12 protein-coding genes are annotated in these 9,622 nt (G+C 71.0%); 5 read left to right on the forward strand and 7 right to left on the reverse strand.

What is annotated here, in order from left to right:
- Nucleotides 1–31 precede the first annotated feature (31 nt).
- The 3 genes from ACZ4S3_RS09495 to ACZ4S3_RS09505 form a co-directional block, all read right to left on the reverse strand.
- Entirely contained in the window at nucleotides 32–784 is a 753-nt protein-coding gene (locus ACZ4S3_RS09495; protein ID WP_467929723.1) for an amino acid ABC transporter ATP-binding protein, read from the reverse strand.
- Nucleotides 785–831: 47 nt separating this feature from the next.
- Nucleotides 832–1,773 carry an amino acid ABC transporter permease gene (locus tag ACZ4S3_RS09500; RefSeq protein WP_467929025.1) on the reverse strand — a complete coding sequence of 314 codons (942 nt, stop codon included), beginning with the start codon at nucleotides 1,771–1,773 and terminating at the stop codon, nucleotides 832–834.
- A gap of 64 nt (nucleotides 1,774–1,837) precedes the next feature.
- Nucleotides 1,838–2,812 (reverse strand): ABC transporter substrate-binding protein, encoded by a 975-nt coding sequence (locus tag ACZ4S3_RS09505; RefSeq protein ID WP_467929029.1) that lies wholly within the window; start codon nucleotides 2,810–2,812, stop codon nucleotides 1,838–1,840.
- A gap of 542 nt (nucleotides 2,813–3,354) precedes the next feature.
- On the opposite strand from ACZ4S3_RS09505, the gene ACZ4S3_RS09510 reads away from it, so the two are divergent.
- From ACZ4S3_RS09510 to ACZ4S3_RS09520, 3 genes are all read left to right on the forward strand, one after another.
- Nucleotides 3,355–4,587, forward strand: coding sequence for an NAD(P)-dependent malic enzyme (locus ACZ4S3_RS09510; RefSeq protein ID WP_467929725.1), 1,233 nt, complete (start codon nucleotides 3,355–3,357; stop codon nucleotides 4,585–4,587).
- Between the two features lie 143 nt (nucleotides 4,588–4,730).
- Nucleotides 4,731–5,693 (forward strand): zinc-binding dehydrogenase, encoded by a 963-nt coding sequence (locus tag ACZ4S3_RS09515; protein WP_467929031.1) that lies wholly within the window; start codon nucleotides 4,731–4,733, stop codon nucleotides 5,691–5,693.
- An 80-nt stretch (nucleotides 5,694–5,773) separates the two neighbouring features.
- The gene (locus tag ACZ4S3_RS09520; protein ID WP_467929036.1) at nucleotides 5,774–6,361 is read left to right on the forward strand and encodes a HutD/Ves family protein; all 588 of its coding nucleotides are present in this window, start codon (nucleotides 5,774–5,776) and stop codon (nucleotides 6,359–6,361) included.
- Here the strand turns inward: ACZ4S3_RS09520 and ACZ4S3_RS09525 are convergent.
- Genes ACZ4S3_RS09525 through ACZ4S3_RS09535 form a run of 3 tightly spaced genes read right to left on the reverse strand, consistent with a single transcriptional unit; the run spans nucleotide 6,348 to nucleotide 7,789 of the window.
- Nucleotides 6,348–6,491: a hypothetical protein gene (locus ACZ4S3_RS09525; RefSeq protein WP_467929040.1), complete on the reverse strand. Its 144-nt coding sequence runs from the start codon at nucleotides 6,489–6,491 to the stop codon at nucleotides 6,348–6,350. The two genes, ACZ4S3_RS09520 and ACZ4S3_RS09525, sit on opposite strands and share 14 nt — an antisense overlap.
- Nucleotides 6,492–6,539: 48 nt before the next feature.
- Nucleotides 6,540–7,043 (reverse strand): cupin domain-containing protein, encoded by a 504-nt coding sequence (locus ACZ4S3_RS09530; protein WP_467929044.1) that lies wholly within the window; start codon nucleotides 7,041–7,043, stop codon nucleotides 6,540–6,542.
- A 5-nt stretch (nucleotides 7,044–7,048) separates the two neighbouring features.
- Nucleotides 7,049–7,789 carry an antibiotic biosynthesis monooxygenase gene (locus ACZ4S3_RS09535; RefSeq protein ID WP_467929048.1) on the reverse strand — a complete coding sequence of 247 codons (741 nt, stop codon included), beginning with the start codon at nucleotides 7,787–7,789 and terminating at the stop codon, nucleotides 7,049–7,051.
- A gap of 115 nt (nucleotides 7,790–7,904) precedes the next feature.
- Here ACZ4S3_RS09535 and ACZ4S3_RS09540 point away from each other — a divergent pair, with 115 nt between their 5' ends.
- Both ACZ4S3_RS09540 and ACZ4S3_RS09545 read left to right on the forward strand, forming a co-directional pair.
- The gene (locus tag ACZ4S3_RS09540; RefSeq protein ID WP_355857933.1) at nucleotides 7,905–8,114 is read left to right on the forward strand and encodes a helix-turn-helix domain-containing protein; all 210 of its coding nucleotides are present in this window, start codon (nucleotides 7,905–7,907) and stop codon (nucleotides 8,112–8,114) included.
- Nucleotides 8,114–8,692: a Clp protease N-terminal domain-containing protein gene (locus ACZ4S3_RS09545; RefSeq protein WP_467929051.1), complete on the forward strand. Its 579-nt coding sequence runs from the start codon at nucleotides 8,114–8,116 to the stop codon at nucleotides 8,690–8,692. Before ACZ4S3_RS09540 ends, ACZ4S3_RS09545 begins: the two co-directional genes overlap by 1 nt.
- A gap of 47 nt (nucleotides 8,693–8,739) precedes the next feature.
- On the opposite strand, the gene ACZ4S3_RS09550 is transcribed toward ACZ4S3_RS09545, so the two are convergent.
- Complete coding sequence (locus tag ACZ4S3_RS09550) at nucleotides 8,740–9,621, reverse strand: SCO6745 family protein (RefSeq protein WP_467929053.1); 882 nt, start codon at nucleotides 9,619–9,621, stop codon at nucleotides 8,740–8,742.
- Nucleotide 9,622 lies beyond the last annotated feature (1 nt).

The following is a 9,622-nucleotide window of genomic DNA, read 5'->3' on the forward strand; positions in this document are numbered from 1 at the left end:
CGCGGCGGCCGGCGCCGCGCAGCGGGACGCGTCAGAGCACCTTCGACAGGAACGCCTTGGTCCGCTCGTGCTGCGGGTTGCCCAGGACCTCGCGCGGGTGGCCGGATTCCACCACCACGCCGTTGTCCATGAAGACCAGCGAGTCGCCGACCTCGCGGGCGAAGCCCATCTCATGGGTGACGACGATCATCGTCATGCCGTCGGCCGCCAGGTCCTTCATGACGTCCAGGACATCGCCGACCAGCTCCGGGTCGAGGGCCGAGGTCGGCTCGTCGAAGAGCATCAGCTTGGGCTCCATGGCCAGGGCGCGGGCGATCGCCACCCGCTGCTGCTGGCCGCCGGAGAGCTGCGAGGGGTAGTTGCCGGCCTTGTCGGCCAGGCCCACGCGGTCCAGCAGCTTCAGGGCGCGCTCCCGGGCGTTCGCCCTGGACTCGCCCTTGACCTGGACCGGCGCTTCCATGATGTTCTCCACCGCGGTCATGTGCGGGAAGAGGTTGAAGCGCTGGAAGACCATGCCGATATCGCGGCGGCGCGCGGCGACCTCGCGGTCGCGCAGCTCGTACAGCTTGCCGTTGTGCTCGCGGTAGCCGACCAGTTCGCCGTCGACGGAGAGCCGGCCGGCATTGACCTTCTCCAGGTGGTTGATGCAGCGCAGGAACGTCGACTTGCCGGAACCGGACGGGCCGATCAGGCAGAAGACCTCCCGCGGCGCGACCTCCAGGTCGATGCCCTTGAGGATGTGGGCCGCGCCGAAGGACTTGTGCACGCCCTCGGCCTTGACCATCGGGCCGCCGGACTCGCCGGCGGTCTTCTCGGTGAGCTTGCTGGTGGTCATGCGGCACCTCCGGCGCGGTTGAGGCCGCCGGCCAGCTTCGCCCGGAGGCGCTGGAGCGGAGTGGGCGGAAGCTGGCGGCTGGAGCCGCGGGCGTAGTAGCGCTCGAGGTAGTACTGCCCGATGCTCAGCACGGTCGTGGCGATCAGGTACCAGGCGGCGGCGAGGATCAGCATCTCGACGACGACCCCGGAGTCACGTCCGACGTTCTGCGCGGCCTGCAGCAAATCGTAGTACTGGACGGCGACGACCAGGGAGGAGGTCTTCAGCATGTTGATGACCTCGTTGCCGGTCGGCGGCACGATCACTCGCATCGCCTGCGGCACGATGATCCGGCGCAGCGTCTTGCCGTGGCTCATGCCCAGCGCGTGCGCCGCCTCGGTCTGGCCCTCGTCGACGGCGGTCAGGCCGGCCCGGCAGATCTCCGCCATGTACGCCGCCTCGTTGAGCCCGAGGCCCAGCAGCGCGCACAGGAACGGGGTCATGAAGTCCGACCACTCGTCCTTGTAGATCGGCATGATGTCGATGTACTGGAAGACCAGGCCGAGGTTGAACCACAGGAACAGCTGGACATAGACGGGCGTGCCGCGGAAGAACCAGATGTAGAACCACGAGACGGTGGAGGTCACCGGGTTCTTGGACTGGCGCATCACGGCCAGGATCACGCCCAGCACAATGCCGATGATCATCGACAGCACGGTGATCAGCAGGGTGTTGCGCAGACCCTTGAGGATGTCCGCGTTGAACATGTACTGGGGGATGGCATTCCAGTTCACGTCACCGGTGGCGAAGGCGCGGCCGAGGGCGGCGAGCAGCGCGATGACGACGAGGGCCGCGACCCAGCGCCCGTAATGACGGACCGGAATGGCCTTGATGGGCTCGGGCTGGGGCGGCGGGGCGTCCGCCGGCGGCTGGGCCGACTTGTCGACGTCAACTGACACGGGTGTTGCCTTTCAGCGTGTGGCGGGAGGTGCGGGCAGGGGGTGCGGCGGAGCGTGCGGCGGTTCAGGAACCGCCGTTGAGCTGCACTTCCTTGACCGCGGCGTCCTTGACGTCCCACTTCTTGAGGACCTTGGCGTACGAGCCGTTCTTGATCGCGCGTTCCACCGCGGCCTTGAGCGCGTCCCGCAGCTTCGCCTGGCCCTTGGGGACCGCGATGCCGTACGGGGCGGCCTTGAGCGGCGCGCCACCGACCATCTCGAAGTCCTTGCCGTGGCCGGAGACGTTCACCGCGTACGCGGCGACCGGATAGTCGCTGGAGACGGCGTCCACGCCGCCGGTGCGCAGCCGGGTCTGGGCCTCGGAGTCATTGTCGAAGGCCTCGATGGCGATGGGCTCCGAGCCGGCCTTCTGGCACGCCTTGGACTTGTCCTTGGCCAGGTCGTGCGAGACCGTGCCGCGCTGTACGGCGAGCTTCTTGCCGCACATCGTGTCCCAGCCGTCGATGCCCTGGGTCTTGCCCTTCTGCGTATAGAGCGAGACTCCGACATTGAGGTAGTCGATGAAGTCGACGCCCGTACCGATCTTCTTGCCGGTGCTGCTGTCGACGCCTTCCTGGCGGTCCTTGGTGTCCGTCATCGCCGACATCGCGATGTCGTAGCGCTTGGACTTCATACCGCCCATGAGGGTGTCGAAGGTGGCGTTGTTGAAGTTGAGCTTGATGCCCAGTTCCTTGCTCATCGCCGCCGCCAGATCCGGGTCGATGCCCGCGATCTGGCCATTGGTGCGGAACTCCACCGGCTTGTACGTCATGTCCGAGCCGACCTGGAGGAAGCCCTTGTCCTGGACCTCCTTGGGCAGCATCTTGAACAGCGGTGCGTGCACATTGCGGTTCTTCTGCGCTTCGCGCCGGGCGATGGCCGCGTCGGTCTGGTCGCCGCAGGCGCTGAGTACCAGCATCGAGGCGACGACCGAGGCCACCGCGGCCACCGCCGTACGCGACCTGCCGGCGGCCGGGCGACGGGTGGTACTTGCGGTCATGCTGATCCTCCTGCGGATGAAGTGTCCGACTGGCGGGCCGGTGGGCAGGGGCCGGGCGCACACCATCGAGCGCCGCGACCCCGGCTGCGTCGGAATCCTGCCATCCGGACTCCGGTATCCGGACTGCCTCGCAGGTCAAAATCGGATAACGGACGAGCAAGCCCAGGGTGTGGCCCATATGGCACAAGGGTGAACCGTTACGGGCGATGTGTGCGGCGCGCCCCGTCCTGCCTGGGGCGTCTCGGAATCCGGACACGTACGGATGGCACTTCGACGTCTTTATATATTTCGCCGCCAATGTCCGATCCTTGAACCCGAGGGTAATGAATCTGACTCGTCGGGGCCCGCGCCCGTCGGGTAGAAAGGTTCGTTACACCCCTCATCCGGGGCTCAGGGCGCGCGTGCGGCGCGCCCGGCGTCCGTACCTCCCCCCGCGCGGCGGCCATCCGTCTCGTAGGGACCGGACGCGGTGCCCGCCCACCCCTCAACCAGGGAGTGGTCACCCTCAACTGATGTACGAAGAAATAAAGGGGTTGGAACAAGTGGCAGCGGAGATCGTCAATCCTCGCAGCGACAGCAATACGGGCGCGGACGCGGGCTCGGGCGGAACTACGGACGAAGCCTTCTTCGATCCGGCCTTCGCGCTCCACCGCGGCGGCAAGATGGCCATCCAGGCGACCGTGCCCGTCCGCGACAAGGACGACCTGTCCCTCGCGTACACGCCGGGCGTCGCCAAGGTGTGCAGCGCCATCGCCGAGCATCCCGAGCTCGTGCACGACTACACCTGGAAGTCCCAGGTCGTGGCCGTCGTCACGGACGGCACCGCGGTGCTGGGTCTGGGCGACATCGGCCCGGAGGCCTCCCTCCCCGTGATGGAGGGCAAGGCCATCCTCTTCAAGCAGTTCGGCGGCGTGGACGCGGTTCCGATCGCGCTCGCCACCACGGACACCGACGAGATCGTGGAGACCGTCGTCCGGCTGGCACCGTCCTTCGGCGGCGTCAACCTGGAGGACATCTCCGCCCCGCGGTGCTTCGAGATCGAGGCAAAGCTCAAGGAACGCCTCGACATCCCCGTCTTCCACGACGACCAGCACGGCACCGCCGTCGTCACGCTGGCCGCGCTGCGCAACGCCGCGAAGCTCACCGACCGCTCGCTGGGGCAGCTGCGCGCGGTCATCTCGGGCGCCGGTGCGGCCGGTGTCGCCATCGCCAAGATCCTCATCGAGGCGGGCATCGGCGACGTGGCGGTCTGCGACCGCAAGGGCATCGTCTCGGCCGGCCGCGGCGACCTCACCGACGTCAAGCGCGAGGTGGCCGGCTTCACCAACAAGGCGAACCTGACCGGCTCGCTGGAGGACGCCCTGGACGGGGCGGACGTCTTCATCGGGGTCTCCGGCGGCACGGTCCCGGAGGAGGCGGTGGCGAAGATGGCGAAGAACTCGATGATCTTCGCGATGGCCAACCCGAACCCGGAGATCCACCCGGACGTCGCGCACAAGTACGCGGCCGTGGTGGCCACCGGACGCAGCGACTTCCCGAACCAGATCAACAACGTGCTGGCCTTCCCCGGCATCTTCGCGGGCGCCATGCAGGTGCGCGCCTCGCAGATCACCGAGGGCATGAAGCTCGCCGCCGCCGAGGCGCTGGCCGCCGTCGTCGCCGATGAGCTCAGCGCCGAATGCGTGATCCCCTCGCCGTTCGACGAGCGTGTGGCGCCGGCCGTCACCGCCGCCGTCGCGGCCGCCGCCCGTGCGGAGGGCGTCGCCCGCCGCTGACCTGGCGGAGTTCGTACGACGACGGGCCGGGCCCGCACTCATCACGGGTGCGGGCCCGGCCCCGTTGGGTACAGGGGCGAGCGCGGTGCGTGTCACACCCGTACGCGGTACCGCGGCGCCCGGCCGCGGCCTACGTTGGGATCATGTTTGCTGCCTACGCCGCGCGCATCGACCGCGACCAGCCCCTCAACGGCCTCGAGCTGGGGGAGCGCCCCGCCCCCGAGGCCCGCCCCGGCTGGACCACCGTCAACGTCAAGGCCGCCTCCCTCAACCACCATGACCTGTGGTCGCTGCGCGGGGTCGGCATCACCGAGGAGTCGCTGCCGATGATCCTCGGCTGTGACGCCGCCGGCACCGACGCGGAGGGCAACGACGTCGTCCTGCACTCCGTCATCGGCCAGACCGGCCACGGCGTCGGCCCCGACGAGCCCCGCTCCATCCTCACCGAGCGCTACCAGGGCACCTTCGCCGAACAGGTCACCGTCCCCTCCTGGAACGTCCTGCCCAAGCCCAGGGAACTCTCCTTCGAGGACGCCGCCTGCCTGCCGACCGCCTGGCTGACCGCGTACCGGATGCTCTTCACCAACGCCGGCGTACGGCCCGGGGACAGCGTCCTGGTCCAGGGCGCGGGCGGCGGCGTGGCGACCGCCGCCATCGTGCTGGGTGCCGCGGCCGGACTGCGGGTCTTCGCCACCAGCCGCGACGAGGCCAAGCGCAAGCGCGCCGAAGAACTGGGCGCCGAGGCGGCGTTCGCGACCGGCGAGCGGCTGCCGCAGCGGGTGGACGCGGTCATCGAGACGGTCGGCGCCGCCACCTGGTCGCACTCCGTCAAGTCGCTGCGCCCCGGCGGCAGCCTCGTCATCTCCGGCGCCACCAGCGGCTTCCACCCCGAGCGCACCGAACTCAACCGGATCTTCTTCCTGGAGCTCAAGGTCGTCGGCTCCACGATGGGCACCAAGGAAGAGCTGGCCTCGCTCCTGAGCTTCTGCGCGGCCAAGGGCATCCGCCCGGTCATCGACTCCACACTGCCGCTGGACCGGGCCCGCGAGGGCTTCGAGAAGATGGCGCAGGGCGATCTGTTCGGCAAGGTCGTGCTGACGGTCTGAGGTCTGAGGTCTCAGGTCTGACGGTCTGACGGTCTGACGGACGGCTGTCGGTCCGGGACCGGCGGGAGGGGCGGGGCGGTATGGGCGAGGCGCTACGGATTCTGCGGGCGGACGGGCGTATCGCCATGCCCTGGAGCAACGGCGGCGGGGTGACCCGCGAGATCGCCGTCCATCCGCCCGGCGCCGGCTGGGACACCTTCGACTGGCGCGTGAGCCTGGCCGACGTGACCCGGGACGGGCCGTACTCGCCGCTGCCCGGCATCCGGCGGATCCTCACCGTCGTCGACGGCGGCGGCCTGGAGCTGACCGTGGACGGCACGCCCCGCCAACTCCCGGACCGTTTCCTCCCGTTCGCCTTCCCCGGCGCCGCCGCCACCGAATGCCGCCTGCTGGACGGTCCCGTCGTCAACCTCAATGTGATGGTGCGCGAGGGGCGGGCGCGGGCCGAGGTGGAGATGGTGCGGGGGAGCGGGCCGGCTCCGGCGGGCGCTCTCGTGGTCGCCGTGGAGGGCCGCACGGAGCTGAGTGCCCCGGGTGGGCCCGGGGTGCGGCTGGAGCGGTTCGATGCCGCGAGGGTGACCGGCGCCGGGACCGGGGCCCGCTGTGTGGTGCGGACGGACGGGGTGGCGGCGGTGATCTCGTTGTCGGTGCGCCTCAGCGGGCGCTGACAGTACGGTCCCCGCCCTTGCCCTCGCGCGCCAGGGCCCTCTTGCGGCCGGTGTCGAGCACGGCCGGCAGCGCGAAGCAGACCGCGGCGGCGGCCACCGCGACGACGTAACACCAGGACGGAAGCCGCACCGCGGCCCGGGAGCGCCGCGGACCGGCGGCGCCGCGCCGGGCACCGGGTCACCGGTCTTCGGCCCCCGCCTCCTCGGGCACGAAGTAACTGTCGTGCCGGACAAGGAACTCCGCGAACTCCTGACCGCCGCGCTGCGCCACCTCCGCGACCTGTTCGAAGTACTCCTCGCGCGGCGCGCCCGGCGAGAAGAGCATCAGCATCGACGCGGGGTCATCGGAATCGTTCTTGAACGCATGCAGCCCGCCGGCCGGGACGTAGAGGAAGTCGCCCGCTCCGCGGGTGGCCCAGCGCTCGCCGTCGTAGAGCTCCACGGAGCCGGAGAGGACGAAGAACGACTCCGAGATGGTCCGGTGGAAGTGGGTGCTGGGGCCCGGAGCCCTGGGTCCCATGTCCAGGCGGTAGAGGCCGAATTCGCCGCCGGTGGCGGCGTGGGTCGCCAGGTAGTGGGTGCGGTTGGCGCCCCTGACCAGGTCGGGCGGGGTGTCCGCCGGGCGGTGCACCGCGGAGATCTCGCCGTTCTCGCCCAGGTAGCGGGGTTCGGGATAGGACATGGGGGTCAGGCTCCTCGGGATGGCGTGGTGTCCGGGGTGGGGACATTGACCAGGCTTTTGTACAGCTCGTAACGCGCCACGTCGGGCGCATCGGGGACCGCCGGGACGGCCGTCACTCCGTCCATGGCGTCGACCGCCGCCCGCAGCCGCGCCGAGGCCCCGCGCTCGGCGAACTCCCGCCACGCCGAAATCTCCGTCCACTCCGCATAGTTGAGCACCCGGTCGCCGTCCTGGCTCAGATGGAAGTGGGCACCGAGCAGGCCGGGCACCTGCTCGCGGGTCAGCTCCTCGACGACGGTGTCGGCGAGGGCGCGCTGGGCGTCCGGTCCGGTGGTGGCGAAGGCGGGCGTCACCAGGAGCGTGGGCCGGCGGCCGGCCGGCTCCCGCGGTACGTAACTGCGGTAGCGCCGGTACCGCACCAGCCCCGGCCGCCGGACGCCGGGGACCGCCGCGTCGATCCGGCCGACGGCGCCGGGGCGCCGGGTAAGTGCCCATTCCCGGTGGGCGTCGTCGCTCGTCCACTGCGCGTAGTTGAGGAGATGACTGCCGTCGACGCTCAGGAAGACGCTCAGCGAGAGCATCGCTTCCGGACGTGACTGCTGCTCCCACTCGCCGAGTATCGCGTCGGCCGCGGCGCGTTGGCGCGCGGGGTCCGCCACGATCCACGCGCTGACGAGGACGGTCGCGGCGTCGGGGCGCGGGATGTCGGGGAAGTCGGTCGTGAGGGTGTCGGTCGTGTTGTTCATGGGGGCAGCGTTTCCCCTCAAGCGCACTTGAGGTCAAGGGGAAGGGGCGGGTGGCCGCGCGCCGGATGTGTCAATGATGGTTGACGGGTGCCGCGTGTCAACATAAATTGACACCATGACCAAAGCAACGGATCTCGCCGAACGGGCGGGCGATCGGGACCCCAGGATCGGACTGCGCGCCGTGGCCGCGCTCCGGCGGCTGCTGGAGCAGCTCGAGGCCGTACAGGTGCGCAGCGCCCGCGCGAAGGGCTGGTCATGGCAGGAGATCGCCGCCGAGCTGGGCGTCAGCAGGCAGGCGGTCCACAAGAAGCACGGGAGGCGTTGATGTTCGAGAGGTTCACGAAGGACGCGCGCGCCGCGGTGCGGGGCGCCGTGGCACAGGCGGACCGGGCGGGCAGCGGCACGGTGGGTGAAGCGGAGCTGCTGCTCGCGCTGCTGGACGGTGACGACCGTACGGGCCGTACGGGCCACACGGATTCGACCGCGGCCGCGGCGCTCGGCGCCCTCGGCCTCCGCGCGCGGCGGGAGTCGGTGGCGGACGCCGTGTCGGCGGTGCGCCGGCGTGGCGGTATCTCGTCGGCCGACGTCAAGGCGCTGGCCGGGCTCGGCGTCGACGTCGAGGAGATCGTGGCGCGGGTGGAGCGGGAGCACGGGGCGGGCGCACTCGCCGCCGGCCGGGGCGGGCGGCGCAGGGGCACGCCTCGGTTCGACCCGGCGGCCAAGTCCGTCCTGGGGCGGTCGCTGCGGATCGCGCTCGGCCGCGGCGACCGGCGCATCGGCGGCGAGCACCTGCTGCTGGCCCTGACCGCCCGGCCCGGCCCGGCCGCGTCCGTCCTCGCCGACCACGGGGTGACCTACGGCGATGTGGAGCGCGCGGTGGGGGAGGCGGCCGGGGGGAGCTGAGGCGGCGGTGCCCGGCCGGCTGCCCCGCAGGGCGGGCCCGTGCGCCGTCACGGATAGCCGACGCTCACCGTGCCGATTCCCAAGGTGCTGCGCCGGGGCAGATAGCCCGCCTCGAAGGCGGCGCCCAGTACGGGCTTGAGCAGCTGGGCGAGGCGTTCGGCGCGGGAGTGGCCCAGGGCGCGCCAGGGGCCGGCCGCCAGGCGGTCCGTCATCCGTTCAATCGCCTCCCGTTCCTTGCGGCCGCGTTCGGTGGCGCTGCCGTCCGGGGCTATGCAGCCGCGGGCGACGAGGCGGTGCCGGGCCTCGCTCCACTCCTGGGCACTCCAGCCGCGCCCCACGAAGTCGGCGGCCGGCGCGGCGCCGATCGCGGCGAACGACACCAGTGCCTCGCAGGGATCGAGACCGGCGGTCAGCAGCGCCGCCAGATGGCCGTCGCCGCGGTGTTCGCGCAGTACCGTCGCGGCCTGCCAGAGGACCAGGTGGGGGGCGTCGGGCCAGGGCAGATCGCGGTTGGCGGCGGCCAGCGGACGGCCCGCGGGCCCGGCGTTCTCGGCGGCCTGGCGCGCCAGCCGGGCCGCCTCGGCGAGCTGAACGCCGGTCAGCCGGTCGCCTATCAACGTGGTCAGCGCGCGGTCCATGGCCAGCAGCCGGGCGTCCAGCACCTTGGCGGGGTCGGCGGTGGTCCAGATATCCGGGACGTGACGGGCGATCAGCCGCGGGCTGAAGCTGTAGTACGTCGCCGCCACCAGGTCCGGTCCGGCGGTGCCCAGCGGAGCCGTCCGCCAGGCGAAATAGCTGGGCCACCGTGAGGCGACGTCAAAGCCGAGGTCCGAGGCCACCTGGCGGGCCTCGGGGGCGAAGTAGAGCGTGGCATGCAGCGGCTCGATCTGGTGCCACATCCGGCGGGCGACCGAAAGGTAATCCGACATC

The sequence above is a fragment of the Streptomyces sp. NPDC028368 genome, from assembly GCF_055565615.1.